Origin of the sequence: Aquipseudomonas guryensis, from assembly GCF_014164785.1 — a bacterium.
In the GTDB taxonomy this organism is placed as follows: Bacteria; Pseudomonadota; Gammaproteobacteria; order Pseudomonadales; family Pseudomonadaceae; genus Aquipseudomonas; species Aquipseudomonas guryensis.
Map to the genome: position 1 here is coordinate 178527 of NZ_JACJFN010000005.1, position 20370 is coordinate 198896.

Genomic DNA, 20370 nt, shown 5'->3' on the forward strand with positions numbered 1-20370 from the left:
CTTTTTTGCCAGCGTTTAACAGTGAGTTCATTGAACATGTTGAAGATTGTCCACCTGTTTACGGGCGTCACCGCCCTGCTGCTTTCCTTCATCCCCAGCCTGCACCCTGAAGCCCTGCCCTATCTGCAACAAGCTGACGCGCTATACCTCGCCCTTCTCGGCATGAGCAATCTGCTAGTCGCCCCCCTGCTGACGCTCCGCCAGCCCGGCATTCGCAATCAATTGCAGACACTGGTTTCCGTCCTGCTGGTACTCGCCGTACTGCTTCAAGCCCTGGTTCTGCTTGCCCCGCTGCCACTGGTAGGTGGTCAACCGGCAATTCTGCTCAGCCTGACCGCCGCCGCCCTGGCCGTGGCGCTGCACCTTGGCATCCACTGCAAGCTGCGCCAGAAGCGCTCGGCCGCCATCCCCCAGGACCTGGGTAATCGCGAAACCGGCACAGTGAAGTGGTTCAATACATCCAAAGGCTTCGGCTTCATTTCCCGCGACATGGGCGAAGATATTTTTGTGCACTTCCGTGCCATCCGTGGCGAAGGTCACCGCATCCTGGTCGAAGGCCAGCGCGTGGAGTTCTCGGTCATGCAGCGTGACAAAGGGCTGCAAGCAGAAGACGTTATTGCCGCACTACCCAGCCGCCGCTAAAGCGACAACCATAAAAAAGCCCGCACTGCGCGGGCTTTTTTGTGGGCATCAGTAATGTGGTGGCGGCGCCTCGCCTTCATCCAGGCCAAACTGGCCCTGCATTTCTTCCTGGCGCCGGGCCAGAGCCGCCAGCTGCAACTGCAGGCGCTCGACAATTCTTTGCTGCTCAACCAGAACATCATTGAGCGCAGCAATAGTGTCATCCTGAAAAGCCTGGCGGCTTTCCAGCTCGACAATGCGCTGTTCCAGATTCATGCATCAATCCTCGGCAAAGCAGAAATCCCCAGTCAAAACCAGACGCAGACGCTCGCGCACAGCAGCAATCTGCTCAGGCTCGTAAGCCTTGGCGGGATGCTTACCCCAGACCGGCGCAGGCCAGGCAGCATCTTCTCGCCGCCGCACAATCACATGCATGTGCAACTGACTGACCACGTTACCCAAAGTCGCGACATTCATCTTGTCAGCCACAAAGGCATCCTTGAGCGTTTCCGCCAAACGCGTGGTTTCCAGCCAGAGCGCCTGCTGATCGGCATTATCGAGCTGAAACAGCTCGCTGACAGCCTCACGCCGAGGCACCAGGATGAACCAGGGGTAACTGGCATCATTCATCAGCAGAAGACGACAAAGGGGGAAATCTCCGATCAGCAATGTGTCCTGCTGCAAGCGTGAATCCAGGGTAAACATCAGACTTTTCCTCAAGCTCGAAAGCCTATCAATAACAGGCACACAGAATAACGGCAGAACCGGGTCAGTTCACTCAACTTCACCCATCCAGCCCGACACCCTCATCCAGCGGAGCGCCCCACACCAAGGCGTCCTCCCCACCAGATGCACAAGAACAGACCATAAAGCCCTGCTGCAGCCTGCCGGCACAGACCAGGCCGCGTACGCTAAACCGAACCCGAAGGGCAGGTTTCATATGCCACGGGAGCCAGATTGACCATCCTGAAAGGCAACCCACGCACCGATTTCAAGCGTCATCCGGCCTGACGCCCCGACGCAATGCATCACCGCACCACTATCGTGCATAACCGCAACGCAAACTCGACTCAGCGTTACCTTCGGGTAGTTTTTGCCTTACAGAATCAAGCTGCGGTAACGAAATCTCCGATCCGGCAGCCAACGAAGCCCTCTATGACAGGCGCCAACACACAGCAAGAAGCCCCGAAACAGAAGCCGGAAGCCGATTAAACAAGCCGTTCAGGCAAGTTTTTCCGGGGATCTCGCATTTTGTGCACGGATGTTGCTATACATCCCGCATTCGGCAAAAACTCGATGCCTATCGGACTGCCAGACCGCCTCGCAACGCCTTGAGGAAGAGGCCTAAGCGATTGGATTTGCAGACCTTTCAGGAAGCGAAAAGCTGATGATCGAAGCGACTGAAAGCTACGAAATTGCGACATGGCGCATAGGTTTTTGCGACATCACCGTAAATAAAACGTAGGGAATAAGTAGCAACTGTCGCCAACTAATTCGTCGTGCTATAAGTTAGCGCCGACACAAAAAGAAAGAGCCGCCCATACAACAACTAATTGGGCAGCACAACTCTTCTAAACCAAAGGAGCAATCACAATGCAAGTGATGAAGTGGAGCGCACTGGCCCTGGCCGTAACCGCCGGTACCACCCAACTGGCTTTCGCCAGCGCACAATCCGAGTCGAAAGGCCTTATTGAAGATACCAGCTTCGACATCTTCAACCGCGCCCTGTACATGAACCGCGACTTCCGCAATGGTGCTTCCAACGGCGCCAGCACTTCCGCCAACCCGGCGGGCTACCGTGAAGAAACCGGCCTGGGCATTCGCCTGCTGCTGGAATCCGGCTTCACCCAAGGCACCGTTGGTGTTGGTGTTGACGCCCACTCGCTCTCCAGCATCAAGATCGATAGCGGTCGCGGCAAATACGGCAACGGCCTGTTCGACCAGACCGGCGACGGCCGTGCTGATGACACCCAGACTGAAGTAGGCGGCGCCATCAAGTTCCGTGTTTCCGATACTGTTCTGAAACACGGCAACATGTTTGTCGGCAGCCCGGTACTTTCCACTGACGACAGCCGCATTCTGCCGGAAGTTGCTACCGGTACCTACTTGGTCAGCAATGAAATCGAAGGCCTGGAGCTGAGCGCAGGTCGCTTCACCGCTCTGAGCAGCCAAGCATCCAGTGATCGTGACACCGTTGAACTGACCGAAGGCGATATCTTCGGTGCCAGCTACGCCTTTACCGACAACTTCAGCGGTGCCCTCCACTACGGTGATTTCGAGGACTACCACAAGAAGACCTACCTGAACCTGAATTACACTGTACCGCTGGCCGAAGAGCAGTCGCTGAACTTCGACTTCAACGGCTACCGTACCACCGATCAGGGCGATGCTCTGGCCGGCGAGATCGACAACAAAATCTGGAGCCTGGCAGCCGGTTATACCTTCGGCGCCCACACCCTCACCCTGGCCCACCAGCGTTCCTCGGGTGACACCCGCTACTCCTACGGTTTCGTAGACGGCGGCGGCACCGTATGGCTGAACAACTCCGTTCAGTTCTCTGACTTCGACGGCGCAGATGAGAAGTCCTGGCAGGCTCGCTACGACCTGGACATGACCACCTATGGCGTACCGGGTCTGAGCTTTATGACCCGCTACATCACTGGTGACGACATCGAAACCACCTCGGGCGAAGAAGGTAAAGAGCACGAGTGGAACTTCGAGACCAAGTACGTCATCCAGGAAGGCGCCGCCAAGGACCTGTCCTTCCGCGTTCGTCACGCCATCTGGCGTGCCAACGACGCGTACAACGCTGACTACAGCGCTGACCTGAACGACACCCGCCTGATCGTTGAGTACCCGCTGGACGTGCTGTAAGTCCAAGTAGTACTTAAATCAGTGCAAAAAGAACCCGGCCTAGGCCGGGTTCTTTTTTATCCGCCAGTGCGATTCACATAGGCAAGGCATAGGTCCCTGTCACATGCGCCACCAACTCTTCCTCCGCGCCTAGCGAATACAACTGCACCTCACACACCGCCTGACGCTTCGACAGCCGCAAAATGCGCGCCTCGGCCAGCAGATCCACTGGCTTCGGCTTGGCCAGAAAGTTGATGTTCAAGTTGGACGTTACCGCCATCTCCACCCGCCCCAGGCGCCCCAACACCACCGCATACATGGCCGCATCGGCCAGCGACATGATGGTCGGCCCAGACAACGTGCCACCAGGGCGCACCAGCTTGCCGTGAAACGGCACCCTGGCCACCGCCCGCTCCGTATCCAGGTGATCAATCCGCAGATCGATATCCTCGGCCATCGGCACCCCGGCGCGAATCAGCGCCTGCACCTGCTCAGCGGTCAACTCTGCCACCTTCAACTCCCGGTCTGATCCTGTACGCCACAGGACTGTCCCCGTACAATGCCGAGTCATTCTTTGCCCTCGCAACCGACAGAACGGCCAAACATGCGTACCAGTCAGTACCTGCTCTCGACCCTCAAAGAAACCCCTTCCGACGCCGTGGTCATCAGCCACCAGCTGATGCTGCGCGCGGGCATGATCCGCAAGCTGGCATCCGGCCTCTACACCTGGCTGCCAATGGGGCTGCGCGTGCTGCGCAAGGCCGAGGCCATTGTGCGCGAAGAAATGAACGCCGCAGGTGCCCTGGAAGTGCTGATGCCGGCCATCCAGCCCGCCGAGCTGTGGCAGGAGTCGGGGCGTTGGGAGCAGTATGGTCCCGAGCTGCTGCGCATCAAGGATCGTCACGGCCGCGAGTTCTGCGTCGGCCCGACCCATGAAGAAGTAATCACCGATCTGGCGCGTAACGAGCTGAACAGCTACAAGCAGCTGCCGATCAACCTGTACCAGATCCAGACCAAGTTCCGCGACGAGATCCGCCCGCGCTTCGGCCTGATGCGTGGCCGTGAGTTCCTGATGAAGGACGCCTACTCCTTCCATATGACCCAGGAGTCGCTGCAGGAAACCTATGACCGCATGCACCAGGCGTACTGCAACGTATTCAGCCGCCTGGGCCTGAACTTCCGCCCGGTACAGGCCGATACCGGCTCGATCGGTGGCACTGGCTCCCACGAGTTCCATGTGCTGGCCGAGTCTGGCGAAGACGATATCGCTTTCAGTGACAGCTCCGACTACGCCGCCAACATTGAGAAAGCGGAAGCCATTCCGCGTGAAACCAGCCGCGTCGCCGCCAGCGAAGAACTGCGCCTGGTCGATACGCCGAACGCCAAGACCATCGAGGAACTGGTCAGCCAGTTCAACCTGGCCATCGAAAAGACCGTCAAGACCCTGGTGGTGCATGCCGCCGAGGAAGGCAAGCTGATCGCCTTGATCGTCCGTGGCGATCATGAACTCAACGAAATCAAAGCAGCAAACCACGAACTGGTCGCCAGCCCGCTGGTGTTCGCCTCGGAAGCCGAGCTGCGCACTGCCATTGGTGCCGGCGCGGGCTCCCTCGGCCCGCTGAACCTGCCGTTGCCGTGCATCATCGACCGCTCCGTGGCCCTGATGAGCGACTTCGCCGTCGGTGCCAACATCGACGACAAGCACTACTTCGGCGTCAACTGGGAACGCGACCTGCCGCTGCCGGCCATCGCCGACCTGCGCAACGTGGTGGCCGGCGACCCGAGCCCGGATGGCCAGGGCACCCTGGTGATCAAGCGCGGCATCGAAGTCGGACACATCTTCCAGCTCGGCACCAAGTACAGCGAAGCTCTGGGCTGCAAGGTACTGGGCGAAGGCGGCAAGCCGATCACCCTGACCATGGGTTGCTATGGCATCGGCGTCTCGCGCGTGGTGGCGGCCGCCATCGAGCAGAACTGGGACGAGCGCGGCATCCTCTGGAGCGACGCCCTGGCGCCGTTCCAGATTGCCCTGGTGCCAATGAAGTACGACAACGAAGCCGTGCGTGAAGCCACCGACAAGCTCTACGCCGAACTGACGGCAGCCGGCTATGAAGTGCTGCTGGATGATCGCGACAAGAAGACCAGCCCCGGGGTGAAGTTCGCCGACATGGAGCTGATCGGCATTCCGCATCGCATCGTGGTCAGCGACCGTGGCCTGGCCGAGGGCAACCTCGAGTACAAGAACCGTCGCGATACCGAGGCGCAGCCTGTATCCGCCGCCGATATCCTGTCGTTCATCAAGGCCCGTACCGGTCGTTAATCCAGGCAGTCAACAAGAGCCATCATGTTCAAGCGAAGCACCCTGCGCCTCGGCGCCTCCCTGGCTGGCGCCCTCCTTCTGGTGGGCTGCGCCAACCATCTGCCACAACGCAGTGAGCAGGAGGAACGCTTCGAGCGCAGACTGCTCGACCACAGCCTGCAGATCGATGTGGGCGAGCCGCGCGTACTCGAACTGCCACAACGGCGGGTGCGCGTGCAGGAGCAGAAGACCTTCGAAGTCACCGAGTTCGAAGTCACCCGCCGCTATGACCGCTACACCCCCTATCAGCTCTGGCGCGAGCTCTACGAAGTGCCACTGGGGGCAGTCGCGGTGGTCGCTGGCGTGGGCGCCAACGTGCTCAACGTGATCATGCTCGGCCGCCTGCCCGACAGCGCGACCAAGGACTGGATCAGCTACGGCTTTGCCGGCCTAAACCCGGCGATGAACGTCGAGTCCAACGGCCGTTCGCAACAGAACCTGGCCAGCCTTGACGAGCGCCAGCTGGACAAGCGCATGGACTATTCGAGCCTGCCCTGGATCGAGCGCCCGGTATTGGTCAAGGCCGGTGATACGACCCATGAACTGACTACTGACCGCAATGGCGTGCTGCGCCTCAACTTGCTCGACGATCCCTTTGCCGAAGAAGACGTGACCCGCATCGGCACCCTGCTGCTGAGTGTCGAAGACCCACTGGATAACACCCGTGCCGACGCCAGCCTGCTGGTCAGTCGCACCCTGCGTGGCAAGCTGCAGGAAGCCCACCATCTGATCTACGACGATCTGGAAGACGACGAAGTGGCGCAGTGGGTGCACCGGGTCAAGCGCCTGTCCGACCTGGGCCTGGAAGAAGAAGCCAGTGAACTGGAGCAGAGCCTGATCGAACTGACCCGCAACGATCCGGAGCTGCAGCAGGAGTTTCTGAGCAAGCTGATGAAGGATGCCGGGCGGCTGGTTGCCGACCCCGGCAGCGACTAAACGATCCGCACAACGAGCGCAGCAAACTGCGCTCAGCGGCGGGCGATGAAACCGGCAATCCCCTGCAGCGCATGCTCCTGCAGCTCGACACCACTGACCTGAGCCTGCTCCGGCCCCTGTTCGAGCCAGGCGGCCAGTTCGCGCACCGCGCCCTCTTCACCTTCGACCAGCACCTCGACCCGACCATCGTCCAGGTTGCGCACCCAGCCATCCAGATCGAGGCGCTCGGCCTCGGCGCAGGTGGACTGGCGAAAATACACACCCTGCACCTTGCCACTGACATAGCCATGCATGCAGATACGCGCCATCGTGCTACTCCTTGCCTTGCAGTTCAGTGAGTCGCGCCAGCAGCCCGGCGGCGCTCTGCTCACCAAGCAGACGCTCGCGCAAGCGCCCGTCACCATCGACGATATAGGTTACCGGCAGCACATCGTTGCGCGGCAGCTGATAGCGCGCTGCCGGGTCCTGCGCCAATACGGTGAAACGAATCCCCAGCCCCTCCGCAGCCTTGCTCAAGGCGTCGCCTTGCAAGGTATCGAAATTAACGCCAAGTACCCGCACCGCGCGCCCCTGCGTCTGCTCGGCAAGACGGTTCAATTCCGGGATTTCGGTACGGCAAGGGCCGCACCACTCCGCCCAGTAATTAATCACTAACCACTGGCCATCCAGTTGTTCAGCCGTTACCTTTCGTCCATGCTGATCGACGCCCAAGTCCTCGGCGCAGCCGGCCAACAGAAGACCGGTCAGAATTCCCACCACAAACTGGAGCCGCATTCCCATGCATTCGATCCTCGTGCACACAGGGTTGATATGACACTGGACGCCTTGCGCCTCGAAGTACCGGACATTCGTGAAGAAGTTGTCCTGCCGCTGGCCGACCTCGGCGAGCAATTGGCCGCAGCCCGCCAGCAGTCGGTGGAAAATGCCTTGCAGCAGGCGCTGAGCCTGCTGTTCCAGCTTAATCGCAGCGCCATGACCTTACTTGAAAGGCAACGCGCCCTGCAAAGCTTCAGCGAAGAATACCGCCACTATGCCGCCCGCTATGCCGACAGCAGTGCACCACCGGCATTGTTCGTGCGCCTGTGCAACGAGCTGGCCATCGGCTTCAAACGCCTGCTCCTGCAGATACTCCAGGGACGCCACCCTTCGCGCCCGCACCTGGCCTGGTGCCTGTACATGGCCGAGCACTTCATCGCCCAGACCCTGATGCGCCATTACCAGCTCTACCAGGAACCGCCAGAAGGGCTGTGGCGCGACAGCCACCTGCTGTACTGGATCGCGGAGCATCAGGACTGCCTCGACGAGCATGTCGCCGCCGCCTTCCAGCCAACACCCGCCGCCACGCTGCGCGGTCTCTATCAGCAGACCCTGCTGCTGGCCATGAGCAACCCCTTTCACCTGGCCGAAGGTGAATGCCCCATCCTGTTCGGTGCGCTGACGCCCCTCGCAGGCCTGGCCAGCCTGTTGCCCTGGGAAGAAGACGAAGACAACGAAGCCCACATCGTCGACCTGAGCCTGTCCCAGCCGTGCCTGACAGTCGATCAGCCGCAGGATAGTGACCCCAGCAACCTGCGCCGCCTTGAGTTGGGCGCACTGCTGGTGGCCCTGCACGAGCCCGCGCCCCTGCAGACGCCGACAGAACGGGAACTGCTCGAACGGGTAAAGCCGCACTGGCTCGGCCGCCAGCAGCGCCGCCATCCACGCGCCGACTTCAGCGCCGATTGCAGCCTGGTGATCGGCCTGCCCAACATCCATGCACAACTGCTGGAAAAACGCCCTCAGGCCTGCCCGGCGCAGATGCTCGATGCCAGCCCGGGCGGCGCGCGCCTGCACTGCAATGCCGACCAGGGTGGACCACTGCCCGTCGGCCAACTGGTGCTGGTACTCGCCAGCAAGGGCACGCCCAGCCTGGCAGTGGTGCGCTGGCGCCACCTCAACAGCGAAGGCCTGCACCTGGGGCTGCGCTACCTGAAAGGGCTGCCGCGCCCGGTCTGGCTACGCCGCACGCCCAGCGCGCAGACTCACCCCGGCGTCCTGCAAAGCACCCCGGCGCCCGGCAATGGCTGGCACCACGGCCTGTGGTTGCCCGGCGGGCAGTTCGTTGAAGGGGAAAATCTCTGGCTGCAGCTGGCCAATGTAAACAACCAGGCCGTGGTGCAATTGCCGGCAGCGAACCTGACTACTCCGTCAGTGGTACGCCACCCGCTGCGCCTGGCCTGAAACTGCGAGCAAGGTCACAGCCATCGGCGCCAGAGCGCACAGTTTCACGGTTCTGCACGCCTCTATAATCGCTCCACTCCAACACCTAAAAGAGCAAAGCGGAGCCCGCCCAATGTCCCAAGCCCACGACAAGCTGATCGGCCCAGTACCTTCCAGCATCGTCAATAGTGCCCGTACCAGTGTCACCCCGTACGAAGGCCGCGTGGCAGAGTTCAACGTGGCCGTCTGGCTGCAGCTGCCAGGGCTGGCCAACCTGCCGGTATCACTGATCGTCAGCTACCACGATGGCAGCCAGCAGCGCGAGGTCGCGGTAGACCATGGCAAGGTCAATGCGCACAACAAGGTCATGCTGTCCGGTGTGGCCCGTCTGCCGGTGAAACAGAAGATCGAGAATATGCAGGTACGCCTGCGCTCTGCCGTAACGGCCAAGACCCTGGTGGTCGAAGAATTGTTCGTGCAGGCCGTTGAGCTGCTCAACAGCGATACCCGCCAAGCCACGGCCTGACTCACCCTAGCTGCCAACACCGACCCCGCGCCCAGACGCGGGGTTTGCATTTTGCGGGTCAGGCACTCTCCACATTGCGCTCGACGGCTTCGGGCTCCTGGCCTGCCGCCTCCTCGGCAGCGACCTGGCGGGCCAAGGGCGCCAGCGACTGTGGCCAGCGCGCAAAGCGCAAGCCGGTGATACGGTTGAGGCGCTCCAATGCCCCTTCCGCATCGCGCTCGCGCAGATGAATCACTTTAGGTTCAGCACTGTTCATGACATCCGATTTCCCTGAGCAGCCAGAAGTTACTGGCAGTCTGCCAGCAAGTACCTGATAGATAGCCAGAAGCATGCCAGCGCTGCAACCCCGCAGAATGCGGGCTCGAGAAGAAATACTGCCGCCACCGAAACCAGCACTACGCCCTAAACTGACTTTTTTTGTCACCTGAAGAACAGGGCTTCTAGCCCGCCCCGGACTAAGCGAATGCAGTACGGCCAAGCTCCGCACAGCCGCTTGCCGGAACAAGCGCTGGCAACCCGCCCCCAGAGTAAGCACCCGACACCTTTTTTATCTCGCCAGTTCCCCCGGCTTTGTGATATTTCTCAATCGTTTAGCTGACCTGGCCGACCAGGGTGCAACGCAGTCACTACACATAACGAACTGCGCCACGGCTGAACCATTACAAAAGGGGATGGCGGGCCACGGCACGCCAGAAACAGACAAGCCAACCGGGGACCCTCATGAACAGGCTTGTGCTGCTAATCGTTGTGCTGGCGCTTGCCGGCTGCTCTGCCACTGCCAAGACGTATGAGAAGAAGGGCCGCAAAGGCCTGCATATCAATTGCTCCGGGCTGACCTCCAGCTGGGAGCAGTGCGAGAAGAAGGCCACCATCGCCTGCGGCAACAAGGGCTACAAGGTCATGGCCAAAGCCGGCAGTGAGAGCGGTGAAGATGACCCTGCGGATTTCGTCTTCGGCCTCAACCCGGCCGGTTTCTCCAGTCGTAGCCTGATCGTGCTGTGCAAGTAGCCGCTCGCTGAGCAACACCCTCCCCATCCCCCTATCTACTCGCTCCTGCGGCCAGCCGCAGGACTGCCGATGCCGCCCCGCCTTACACCCCTTGCTGAACCCGACACAGGCCGCTGGAGCATGCAAAGCACGCCGCCAGCCCACGCCCACTCCATCGCAACGGCCCCAGCGCGATGCAGCGCCCCTTCACACATGCGCTGCTGGTTTCCTTTCGGCAAACGAACGGTTATGCGACCCAATATCTGGCGTGCGCCGCAGGTGCTGAACAGAAACGGGGCGATTTTCTCGCCAACGCGCCACAAGAATCGCGAAAGCAGCGGGCTAGAGCCTTGCAAGGCGAGTGGCACAAGCCTTGCTCTTTCGCCCAAGGCGCTTCTGCATAACTCACGATAACTATACGAACCGCCTGGGTACGCCCGACCTCTCGATCTGCCGAACAGAACCTACTTCTAGACATTGCAGCGAGGATTCAGCACATGGAACAGGCAACCCCAACCCTGGAAGAGCTGCACCAGCTCATCCGGATGTCCGACACCATCAATATGGAAATCTTCTATTGGTGGTGTATCGCCCTGATGGTCGTCATCCACGCCGGCTTCCTCTCCTACGAAATCGGCGCCTCGCGCCTGAAGAACGTACTGACCGCCGGGGTGAAGAACATCCTCGCCTTTGCCTTCATCGTGCCAACCTTTTTCTTCTTCGGCTGGTGGATCTACAACGGCTTCGCCAGCGGCATCGTGCCGAATCTGGAAGGCGCCGCCGCCAGCCTGCCGTGGAGCCCCAGCATGGGGCCGAACATCAAGGACAACGCGACCGGCATCTTCTGGGCCGCCTTCGCCCTGTTCGCCGCCACCACGGCCTCGATCATGTCCGGCGCGCTTATCGAGCGCACCCGCATGAGCGCCTTCATCATCCTCGCCATCATCCTCGGCTCCGGCGTGTGGATTCTCGGCGCGGCCTGGAGCTGGCACCCGGCCGGCTGGCTGACTACCGAGTGGGGCTTCCATGACGTCGGTGCGGCTGGTTGCGTGCATGTCATCGCCGGTTTCTTCACCCTCGGCGTGGTAATCAACGTCGGTGCCCGTATCGGCCGTTTCAATGCCGATGGCAGCGCCAACGAAATCGTCGGCCACAGCATGCCGATGAGCGTGATCGGCCTGATGCTGGTGATCGTCGGCTTCTTCGGTTTCCTCGGCGGTTGCATCATCTACAACATCGGCGGCCAGTGGACCAACATCTACGGCCAGCCGACCACCCTCTCCGCCTTCGCCTTCAACACCCTGATGGGTTTTGCCGGCGGCCTGATCGGTGCCTACCTGACCACCCGCGAACCGTTCTGGATGATGTCCGGCGGCCTGATCGGCATCATCTCCGTGGCCCCGGGCCTGGACGTCTACTACCCACCGCTCGCCTACGTGATCGGCATGGGCGTGGCCGCTGCCGCGCCACTGGTGCAGAAGTTCCTGGTCAAGCGCGGCATCGATGACGCCGTGGGCGCCTTCGCCGTACACGGCTTCGGCGGCTTCACTGGCATCGTGCTCAGCGGCATCTTCATCGCCGGTTACCCGAACATGGCTGAAGGTGTACCGCCGGTGAACTTCCTCGGCCAGGCCGGCGGCGCCGTGGTGCTGGCCCTGCTGGGCTTCATCCCCGGCTACCTGATCTCCCTGCTGCTGAAAAAGCTGGGTGTCCTGCGCGTCCCGGCACATGCCGAAGAGCGCGGCCTGGATCTGACCGAAGTACCAGCCAAGGCCTACCCGGAGTGGGCGCTGACTGGCGCCAGTATCACCGTCACCAGTGCGCCGGTTGCCAGCGAAGTCGCTGTCGGCGCAGCCAAACCCGCCTGAAACTGAAAGCTGTCGCGCGGCGGCACAGCCCCGCGCGACCTACCTGGGAGAAATGCCATGAGCAGTCCGATTAGCAGCTGGGAAGGTGCCAGCACCATCTACACCTTTGCCGACAAACCCGCCGTGATGGGCTTCATCCTGGTCGTGGCGGTGGCCTTGACCGTGTTCGCCATCTGGGCCACCGTGCGCCACGAGAAACACAGCTACAACAGCCCGATGACGAAGTGAAGGTAACCGGCCGGCACCTGCGGGTGCCGGCACTGCCACCCTGCTGATCAGCCAAGCGCATTTGCACGGCGCTGGCGATGACCGGCAACAACTCGCGAAGACCTCAGGATCGCCTTGCCGCACGACTGCAGCGTGCCTGTCATGCTGCCCCTGCACCCTCGCTCATCGCCTGCGGCGCTTCTAACCTGCTGCGTTGCCAGGCAATAGCAGACAAGCCAAAGCCGGCATTTCGGCCTATCGTTGCTCTATCTTCAACGGACAGAAGTTGTTGCGCCCATGCAGTACCGCCTCAGGCCCCTTCTTCTGCTGCTCTGCAGTGTTTTTCTTACCTCTGCCGCCATGGCGGAGCAGCGAAACATCAAGGTCGGCGTGTATGCCAACGAGCCGAAGATCATGCTCAATCAGGATGGCCAGCTGTCCGGCATCCTGGGTGACCTGCTGCGCGAAATCGCTCAGCACGAAGAGTGGCAGCTGCAACCGGTTGCCTGCGAATGGCAGCAATGCCTGGAGCTGACCCGCAGCGGGCAGATCGACTTGATGCCGGATGTCGCCTGGAACGATGAGCGCGCCCAGTTCCTCGACTTCCACAAACTACCGGCACTCTTCAGCTGGTCGCAGATCTACAGCCAGAAGGACCTGCGCCTGAATTCCCAGCTTGATCTCAATGGCCGGCGCATCGCGGTGCTGGCCGGTTCGGTGCAGGAGGCCTACCTTCTGACGCTGCTCGACAGCTTTGGCCTGCGCGCCGAGCTGCTGCCCGTGCAGAGCCTGCAGCAAGGCTTCGAACTGGTCGCCAATGACAGCGCTGATGCCGTGGTCGCCAACCAGCGGTACGGTGACTACAACAGCGAGCGCTTCGGCCTGCGCAGCACACCGATCATGTTTCAGCCGGCGCGCCTGTTCTTTGCCACCCGCAAAGACCAGAACGGCGATCTGCTGGCCGCCATCGACGCTCACCTGAAGACCTGGCAGGAGCAGGCCGGCTCGCCCTATTACCAGATCATCCAGCGCTGGGGCAGCAAACCGCCGCAGCTCAACATTCCGCCTAGCCTGTGGTGGGCACTGGCCACCCTGACCATGCTGTTACTGCTGGCACTCGGCGGAACCGTGCTACTGCGCCGCCAGGTGGCCCGGCAGACTCGCGACCTGAGCGCCAACGAATTACGCCTGAACACCATCCTCGACAGCGTCGAAGCCTACATCTACATCAAGGACCCGCAGCTGCGTTACCAGTACGTCAACCGCAAGGTCTGCGAGCTATTTGGCAAGCCGCGCGAGCAGGTGCTGGGACACACCGACAGCAGCTTTTTCGACGAAGCCACCGTCAACAACCTGCGCAGCAACGACCTGCGCGTCCTGCAGCAAGGCGAGCGAGTACAGATCGAAGAGGTCAATCGCAGTGCCGACGGCCGCTGCGAAAATGCCTACCTGTCGGTGAAACTCCCCCTGCACCGCCCGGATGGCAGCATCTATGCCCTGTGCGGCATTTCCACCGACATCACCGAGCACAAGCGCAACCTCGAGCAGATCCATCAACTGGCGTTCTTCGACTCGCTCACCGGCCTGCCCAATCGGCGCCTGCTGCAAGACCGCCTGCAGCATGCCCTGGCCTACCACGCCCGCACCGGCCAGCAAGGCGCCCTGCTGTTCATCGACCTGGACAATTTCAAGACCCTCAACGACACCCTCGGCCATGCCATGGGCGATTTGCTCCTGCAACAGGTGGCCCTGCGCCTGCGCAGCCAGATTCGCGAAGAGGACAGCCTGGCGCGCCTGGGCGGCGACGAGTTCGTGCTGATGCTGGAGCGCCTGTCGACTGACCCGGCGCAGGCCCTGATGGAGATCGATGCCGTCGGCAACAAGCTGCTGCTCTGCCTGGCGGCTCCTTACGACCTGCAGGGCCACGAGCACACCAGCACGGCCAGTATCGGCGTGGCGCTGTTCTCCGACAGCCACAGCACCGTGGAAGAACTGCTCAAGCGCGCCGACCTGGCCATGTACGAGGCCAAGGCTGCCGGACGCAACGCCCTGCGCTTCTTCAACCAGCAGATGCAGACCGCCGCCATGGCGCGCATTCGCCTGGAAACCGACATGCGCCATAGCATTGCCGAGCAGCACTTCCTGCTGCACTACCAGCCCCAGGTCGACCAGCACGGCCAGCTGATCGGCGCCGAAGCCCTGGTGCGCTGGCAGCACCCACAGCATGGGCTGATCGCGCCTGGCGAGTTCATCCCGGTGGCCGAAAGCACCGACCTGATTCTTCCGCTGGGCCGCTGGATCTTGCAGGCGGCCTGCCAGCAACTGGTGACCTGGAGCAACGACCCGGAGCTGGCCGAGCTGCCCCTGGCGGTCAACGTCAGCGCACGCCAGTTGCACCACCCGCATTTCGTCGCCGACGTGCTGGCCATCCTCGCGGAAACCGGGGCCAACCCCGAGCGCCTGGAGCTGGAACTGACAGAAAGCCACCTGGCCGTCGACATCGAGGAAATGATCCGCCGCATGCAGCAGTTGCAGGACCACGGCGTGCGCTTCTCCCTTGATGATTTCGGCACCGGTTATTCCTCCCTCGGCTACCTCAAGCGCCTGCCCCTTAGCCGCCTGAAGATCGATCGCTGCTTCGTCCGCGACCTGCTCAGCGATGCCAACGACGCCGCCATCGTGCGCACCATCGTCGCCCTGGGGCAGAGCCTGGACCTGCAAGTGATCGCCGAAGGCGTGGAAACCGTCGAGCAGCGTGATGCCCTGCTGCAATCGGGCTGCTCGCTCTACCAGGGCTACCTGTTCGCCAAACCCGGTCCGGCCGCCGACCTGCAAGGCTGGGTAGCAGACGCCAGGTGCACCGGCAGCCGCTGAGTGGCTGGCGGGACGCTTGCCCAGCAAGTCAGAGTACAACCGTACACTTGAATTCCGTATAGTGCCGCGGCTGGCCCTACCTGCCAGCCCACAGTTATCGCGGTTCGAGGTCGCTACACATGTATCAAGGGGAAAAATTCAACGCCTGGACGCACCTGATCGGCGCGCTGCTGGCGGCCATCGGCGCCATCTGGCTGCTGGTGCTGGCGAGCCTGGACGGCGAGCCACGCAAGATCATCAGCGTGGCCATCTATGGCCTCGCGCTGATCCTGCTGTACAGCATCTCCACGCTCTACCACAGCCTGCGCGGACCGAAGAAGCTGGTCATGCGCAAGCTCGACCACCTGTCCATCTACCTGCTGATCGCCGGCAGCTACACCCCCTTCTGCCTGGTCACCCTGCACGGCCCCTGGGGCTGGTGGCTGTTCGGCATCGTCTGGGGCCTGGCCGTGATCGGCATGCTGCAGGAGATCAAGCCGCGCTCGGAAGCACGGGTGCTATCCATCGTCATCTACGCGGTGATGGGCTGGATCGTGCTGGTGGCCATCGACCCGCTGCTCGCCGCCCTCGGCCGCGACGGCTTCATCTGGCTGGCCAGCGGCGGCGTGCTGTACACGGTGGGCATCATCTTCTTCGCCTACGACAGCCGCTTTCGCCACTGGCACGGCATCTGGCACCTGTTCGTCATGGCCGGCAGCCTGCTGCACTACGTGGCGATCCTGCGCTACGTGCTGTGAGAACCTGCTTACGATCTCCTGGCCGTCAGCCATAGCGCGTTAAAAACCGCCGCGGAAAACGGCTTGCCGCTAATCGCCTTAGCGCGACCCGCAGGGCCAGCCGCGGCCTGTTATTCCCGTTGTTCGTAGCGCCTGCCTGGTTCTGGTGCAAAAGCTCGTCAACCGGCTCTGAGCCGTCTAGCGCGCCAGGCAGCGCCATCGGTCAGCGGCCCTGGCAATTCCGTTCTTATGTGCGATACCGAACAGAGCGCAATTTGCAGGCGCGTATGCTGATGAGGTTGTACCGCTCATTTCTAGGATGGAGATTGTCATGGCCGAAGCCATAATGCCGCAGCAGAACCACCTGCTGGCGGCCCTTTCGGGCGAAGTACAGCAACGCTTGTTCAGCTACTTGGAGCTGGTCGAGATGCCCCTGGGCAAGGTGCTCTACGAGTCCGGCGACACCCTGCGCCACGTGTACTTCCCCACCGATTCGATCATTTCGCTGTTGTATGTCATGGAAAGTGGCGCCTCGGCGGAAATTTCCGTGGTCGGCAACGAGGGGCTGGTTGGCGTCGCCCTGTTCATGGGTGGTGAAAGCACGCCGAGCCGCGCCATCGTGCAGAGCGGCGGCCACGCCTATCGCCTGCCGGGCCAGCGCCTGAAGGACGAATTCAACCGCCATGGTGAACTGCTGGTGCTGATGCTGCGCTACACCCAGGCGCTGCTCACCCAGATGGCGCAGACCGCCGTGTGCAATCGCCACCACTCGATCGACCAGCAGCTCTGTCGCTGGCTGCTGCTGTCACTGGACCGCCTGCCGGGCAATCACCTGACCATGACCCAGGAACTGATCGCCAACATGCTCGGCGTGCGCCGCGAAGGGGTGACCGAGGCGGCCGGCAAGCTGCAACGCCAGGGCGTGATCGAATACAGCCGCGGGCATATCACCGTGATCGACCGGCACAAGCTCGAACAGCTGAGCTGCGAATGCTACGAAGTGGTGAGGAAGGAAACCGACCGCCTGTTGCCCTATATCCCGCAGCGCAAGACTGCCGGCGCCCCTAGCACGGCATAATCTTGTGACTGGGTGCAGTAACGTACAGATCGCCGGCCGCCCGTCGCGCAGACTGCGGAAACGGGACTGCCAAGCACCCTTCCCGCGCCACAGTCGGCTCGCCCGGTGCTGCAGGACGCTCCCATGCTCACAGCTCAGCCACCGCCCGTCAGCAATCTGCTGCTCGACGGTTTGCCACGCAAGGAACGCAACAGAATCCTGCAAGACTGCGAACAGGTCGAGCTGGTATTCGGCAAGATCCTCTGCGAGGCCGACCAACCTTTCCGCTACCTGTACTTTCCCCTTACCGGCTTCATTTCCCTGGTCACCGCCCTGGGTGAACACCCACCGCTGGAGCTGGGCCTGATCGGCAACGAAGGCATGCTCGGCGCCACCCTGGCCCTGGGCGTCAACGCTGCGCCGTGCCGCGCCGTGGTGCAGGGCCCCGGCAGCGCCTGGCGCATCAGTGCCACGCAGTTGCGCCAGCTATTACAGGAATGTCCGCGCCTGCTGCGCACCCTCAAGCGTTATCTCTATGTGCTGCTCACCCAGCTGTCGCAGAACGCCGCCTGCGGGCACTTCCACGAAGTCGAGCCACGCCTGGCGCGCTGGCTGCTGATGACCCACGACCGCGCCCATGCGGACAACTTCCATCTGACCCACGAATACCTCGCCGAAATGCTCGGTGTGCGCCGCAGCGGCGTGACCATCGCCGCCGGCGCCCTGCAGGTGCGCCAGTTGATCCACTACAGCCGTGGGCTGATCACCATCCTCGACCGCCCGGGCCTGGAGGCCGCTGCCTGTGAGTGCTACAACGCGCTCAGCGCCGACTATGCGCGGCTGTTCAACGCACCGGCCGCTGCGCCCGCCTGAGCGGCTGTTGCGGATTGCGCAAACGCCCCTCTCCCAGTGCCGGGAGAGGGGGCAAAAGCGCAGCGCACCTGAATACCCGCATGAGTTAGGCGCAGAGCACAGTGCCTCCCAGGGGAGATCGTAGCCAGGCGCTCAGTCCACCGGCGCCAGCGCAGCAGCCGTAACGCTAGCCTCGCTGGCCAGCAGCAAGGTGGCGAACTGCATGGCGACCAGGCCCTGGCCGAACAGAAAGCCCTGCCCTTCGCCACACTGCTCGGCCTTGAGGAAATGCAGCTGCGCCTGGTCTTCCACGCCCTCGGCAACCACCTGGTAGTGCAGGCTGGCGCCCATGGCGATCACCGCGCGGACAATGATGCCGTTACCCTGGATCGCGCTGATGGCATGCACGAAGGACTTGTCGATCTTCAGCACATCGATGGGAAACTTCAGCAGGTAGCTCAGGCTGGAATAGCCGGTACCAAAATCGTCGATGGCCAGTTGCACGCCCATGGCCTTGAGCTGATGCAGCACCGTGGCACTGGTATCGGCATCGCGCATCAGCACGCTCTCGGTGATTTCCAGCTGCAGGCGTTCGGGCGCCAGGCCGGTTTCCTCGAGAATGCTGCGTACCCCGTCGACGAAGCCCGGATGACGAAACTCCAGGGCCGAGACATTCACTGCGATCGAAGGCAGCAGCACCCCCTCCGCTTGCCACAGGCGGGTCTGCACGCAGGCCTCGCGCAGCACCCATTGGCCAATCTGCACGATCAGCCCACACTCCTCGGCCACCGTCATGAAACGCTCGGGCAAGGTCATGCCCCACTGCGGATGTACCCAGCGCAGCAGGGCTTCGGCACCGGTGATACTACCCGTCTGCAGATTAACCTTGGGCTGGTAGTGCAGCACGAATTCGTGCCGTTCCAGGGCATGCCACAGGCTGCTCTCGATGACCTGGCGCTCGACCGCGCGGGCCGTCATGTCGTGCTTGAAGAACTGGTAGTTGTTTCGCCCCGCTTCCTTGGCGTGGTACATGGCCGTGTCGGCGTTCTTCAGCAAGGCTTCGGCACTGCCGGCATCGGTGGGGTACACGCTGATGCCGATGCTGCTGGTTACATGCAGCTCGTGCTGGTCGATACGGTGCGGCTCGGCCAGTGCAGCAAGGATCTTCTGCGCGGTCAGGCTGGCGTCCTGCATGTTGCGCCCCTCGGCCAACAACACGACGAACTCGTCGCCGCCATTGCGGCTCACCGTGTCCGAGTTGCGCACGCACTTGGCCAGGCGCAGCGCTACCGACTGCAGCAGCTTGTCGCCAGCGCCATGGCCGAGCGAGTCGTTGATGTGTTTGAAGTTGTCCAGGTCGAGAAACATCAGGGCAATGGAGTTGCCACTGCGCTCGGCCAGGCTGATCGCCTGGGCAATACGGTCGTTCAGCAGCACCCGATTGGGCAGTTTGGTGAGAAAGTCGTGCTGGGCCAGGTAGGCCATCTTCATGGCCATGGCGCGCGCTGCCGTGACATCGTGGAACACCACCACCGCACCGCTGATCTGCCCATCAGGATCATGGATCGGCGCGGCCGAGTCCTCGATCGCCACATTGCTGCCATCGCGACGAACCAGGATGGTGCCGGCGGCCATGCCAACCTCAGCGCCCTGCTGCAGCACCTGGTCGACCGGGCTGGGCACCACGCCATCGTTGACTCCGTTGATCAGCTGCAAGACCTGCGCGACGGGTTTCCCACGCGCCTCTTCACGCGTCCAGCCGGTCATGCGCTCGGCCGCCAGGTTGAGGTAGTCGATACAGCCTTGCAGGTCGGTACCGATCACCGCATCGCTGATCGAGTTGAGGGTGGTTTCGGCACGTTCCTGCTCGACCAGCAGGCGCGCCTCGACCGTCTTGCGCTGGATGATATTGCTCAGCGACTGCGCCACCAGGTAGCTGGCGAAGCGTCCCTTGAGCAGATAGCCCTGGGCCCCGCAGCGCAGAGACTCCAGCGCCAGCGGCTCGTCCTCCGGGGCACACAGGGTGAGGATGGGCAGATGCGGCACGGCAGCGAAGACCGCCAGAAAGGTATCCAGGCCCACACTATCGGGCAACGCCAGATCCAGTAGCACGGCGTCGATGCCGCTGCTCTGCAGACGGGTCAGCGCCAGATCCAGACGGGTGACCCGTTCGTTGACGAAAGAGCCATCCGCCGCATCGATCAGCATGTCCTGCAGCCCGTCGCAGTCGGTCGCATCCGCCGTGACAATCAGCACTCTATAGGTCATAGCCACTCTCCTTTGCCCAAATTGTTGCTCCACGCCACAACCGACTA

Annotated in this window: 20 protein-coding genes; 13 read left to right on the forward strand and 7 right to left on the reverse strand. The window is 62.1% G+C overall.

All coding sequences use genetic code 11. The features are described 5' to 3' along the window. Nucleotides 1-36 precede the first annotated feature (36 nt). Complete coding sequence (locus H3H45_RS20365; protein ID WP_182835167.1) at nucleotides 37-642, forward strand: cold-shock protein; 606 nt, start codon at nucleotides 37-39, stop codon at nucleotides 640-642. Nucleotides 643-690: 48 nt separating this feature from the next. Here H3H45_RS20365 and H3H45_RS18470 read toward each other — a convergent pair whose 3' ends face one another. After that, on the reverse strand, nucleotides 691-897 hold the full coding sequence (locus tag H3H45_RS18470; protein WP_173208600.1) for a SlyX family protein: 207 nt from the start codon (nucleotides 895-897) through the stop codon (nucleotides 691-693). 3 nt (nucleotides 898-900) lie between these two features. After that, nucleotides 901-1326, reverse strand: coding sequence for an HIT family protein (locus H3H45_RS18475; RefSeq protein ID WP_182835168.1), 426 nt, complete (start codon nucleotides 1324-1326; stop codon nucleotides 901-903). Nucleotides 1327-2214: 888 nt separating this feature from the next. Between H3H45_RS18475 and H3H45_RS18480 the strand changes: the two genes are divergently transcribed. After that, nucleotides 2215-3495, forward strand: coding sequence for an OprD family porin (locus H3H45_RS18480; RefSeq protein WP_182835169.1), 1281 nt, complete (start codon nucleotides 2215-2217; stop codon nucleotides 3493-3495). Nucleotides 3496-3568: 73 nt separating this feature from the next. Here H3H45_RS18480 and H3H45_RS18485 read toward each other — a convergent pair whose 3' ends face one another. Continuing rightward, nucleotides 3569-3976 (reverse strand): PaaI family thioesterase, encoded by a 408-nt coding sequence (locus tag H3H45_RS18485; protein WP_182835286.1) that lies wholly within the window; start codon nucleotides 3974-3976, stop codon nucleotides 3569-3571. 102 nt (nucleotides 3977-4078) lie between these two features. Between H3H45_RS18485 and H3H45_RS18490 the strand changes: the two genes are divergently transcribed. Further along, complete coding sequence (locus tag H3H45_RS18490) at nucleotides 4079-5794, forward strand: proline--tRNA ligase (protein WP_182835170.1); 1716 nt, start codon at nucleotides 4079-4081, stop codon at nucleotides 5792-5794. A gap of 24 nt (nucleotides 5795-5818) precedes the next feature. Beyond that, entirely contained in the window at nucleotides 5819-6769 is a 951-nt protein-coding gene (locus tag H3H45_RS18495) for a hypothetical protein (protein ID WP_182835171.1), read from the forward strand. 32 nt (nucleotides 6770-6801) lie between these two features. Here the strand turns inward: H3H45_RS18495 and H3H45_RS18500 are convergent, their stop codons facing one another. Beyond that, a complete protein-coding gene (locus tag H3H45_RS18500) occupies nucleotides 6802-7077 on the reverse strand; it encodes an acylphosphatase (protein ID WP_182835172.1) in 276 nt (91 codons plus the stop codon). 4 nt (nucleotides 7078-7081) lie between these two features. Beyond that, entirely contained in the window at nucleotides 7082-7549 is a 468-nt protein-coding gene (locus H3H45_RS18505) for a TlpA disulfide reductase family protein (RefSeq protein ID WP_407926706.1), read from the reverse strand. A 30-nt stretch (nucleotides 7550-7579) separates the two neighbouring features. Here H3H45_RS18505 and H3H45_RS18510 point away from each other — a divergent pair, with 30 nt between their 5' ends. Continuing rightward, on the forward strand, nucleotides 7580-8989 hold the full coding sequence (locus H3H45_RS18510) for a PilZ domain-containing protein (RefSeq protein ID WP_182835173.1): 1410 nt from the start codon (nucleotides 7580-7582) through the stop codon (nucleotides 8987-8989). Between the two features lie 112 nt (nucleotides 8990-9101). Further along, the gene (locus H3H45_RS18515) at nucleotides 9102-9494 is read left to right on the forward strand and encodes a hypothetical protein (protein ID WP_182835174.1); all 393 of its coding nucleotides are present in this window, start codon (nucleotides 9102-9104) and stop codon (nucleotides 9492-9494) included. A gap of 58 nt (nucleotides 9495-9552) precedes the next feature. Here H3H45_RS18515 and H3H45_RS18520 read toward each other — a convergent pair whose 3' ends face one another. Continuing rightward, nucleotides 9553-9750, reverse strand: coding sequence for a hypothetical protein (locus H3H45_RS18520; RefSeq protein WP_182835175.1), 198 nt, complete (start codon nucleotides 9748-9750; stop codon nucleotides 9553-9555). A gap of 464 nt (nucleotides 9751-10214) precedes the next feature. Here H3H45_RS18520 and H3H45_RS18525 point away from each other — a divergent pair, with 464 nt between their 5' ends. The 7 genes from H3H45_RS18525 (at nucleotide 10215) to H3H45_RS18555 (ending at nucleotide 18076) form a co-directional block, all read left to right on the forward strand. Then, nucleotides 10215-10502: a hypothetical protein gene (locus H3H45_RS18525; RefSeq protein ID WP_182835176.1), complete on the forward strand. Its 288-nt coding sequence runs from the start codon at nucleotides 10215-10217 to the stop codon at nucleotides 10500-10502. 476 nt (nucleotides 10503-10978) lie between these two features. Continuing rightward, on the forward strand, nucleotides 10979-12349 hold the full coding sequence (locus H3H45_RS18530) for an ammonium transporter (protein WP_182835177.1): 1371 nt from the start codon (nucleotides 10979-10981) through the stop codon (nucleotides 12347-12349). 57 nt (nucleotides 12350-12406) lie between these two features. Then, nucleotides 12407-12577: a hypothetical protein gene (locus tag H3H45_RS18535; RefSeq protein ID WP_182835178.1), complete on the forward strand. Its 171-nt coding sequence runs from the start codon at nucleotides 12407-12409 to the stop codon at nucleotides 12575-12577. 339 nt (nucleotides 12578-12916) lie between these two features. Next, nucleotides 12917-15430: an EAL domain-containing protein gene (locus H3H45_RS18540; protein WP_220494356.1), complete on the forward strand. Its 2514-nt coding sequence runs from the start codon at nucleotides 12917-12919 to the stop codon at nucleotides 15428-15430. A 119-nt stretch (nucleotides 15431-15549) separates the two neighbouring features. Further along, the gene (trhA, locus tag H3H45_RS18545) at nucleotides 15550-16167 is read left to right on the forward strand and encodes a PAQR family membrane homeostasis protein TrhA (protein WP_182835180.1); all 618 of its coding nucleotides are present in this window, start codon (nucleotides 15550-15552) and stop codon (nucleotides 16165-16167) included. Nucleotides 16168-16477: 310 nt separating this feature from the next. Next, the gene (locus H3H45_RS18550; protein ID WP_182835181.1) at nucleotides 16478-17224 is read left to right on the forward strand and encodes a Crp/Fnr family transcriptional regulator; all 747 of its coding nucleotides are present in this window, start codon (nucleotides 16478-16480) and stop codon (nucleotides 17222-17224) included. A gap of 123 nt (nucleotides 17225-17347) precedes the next feature. Next, entirely contained in the window at nucleotides 17348-18076 is a 729-nt protein-coding gene (locus tag H3H45_RS18555) for a Crp/Fnr family transcriptional regulator (protein ID WP_182835182.1), read from the forward strand. A gap of 132 nt (nucleotides 18077-18208) precedes the next feature. Here H3H45_RS18555 and H3H45_RS18560 read toward each other — a convergent pair whose 3' ends face one another. Then, the gene (locus H3H45_RS18560; protein ID WP_182835183.1) at nucleotides 18209-20323 is read right to left on the reverse strand and encodes a putative bifunctional diguanylate cyclase/phosphodiesterase; all 2115 of its coding nucleotides are present in this window, start codon (nucleotides 20321-20323) and stop codon (nucleotides 18209-18211) included. Nucleotides 20324-20370: the final 47 nt, after the last annotated feature.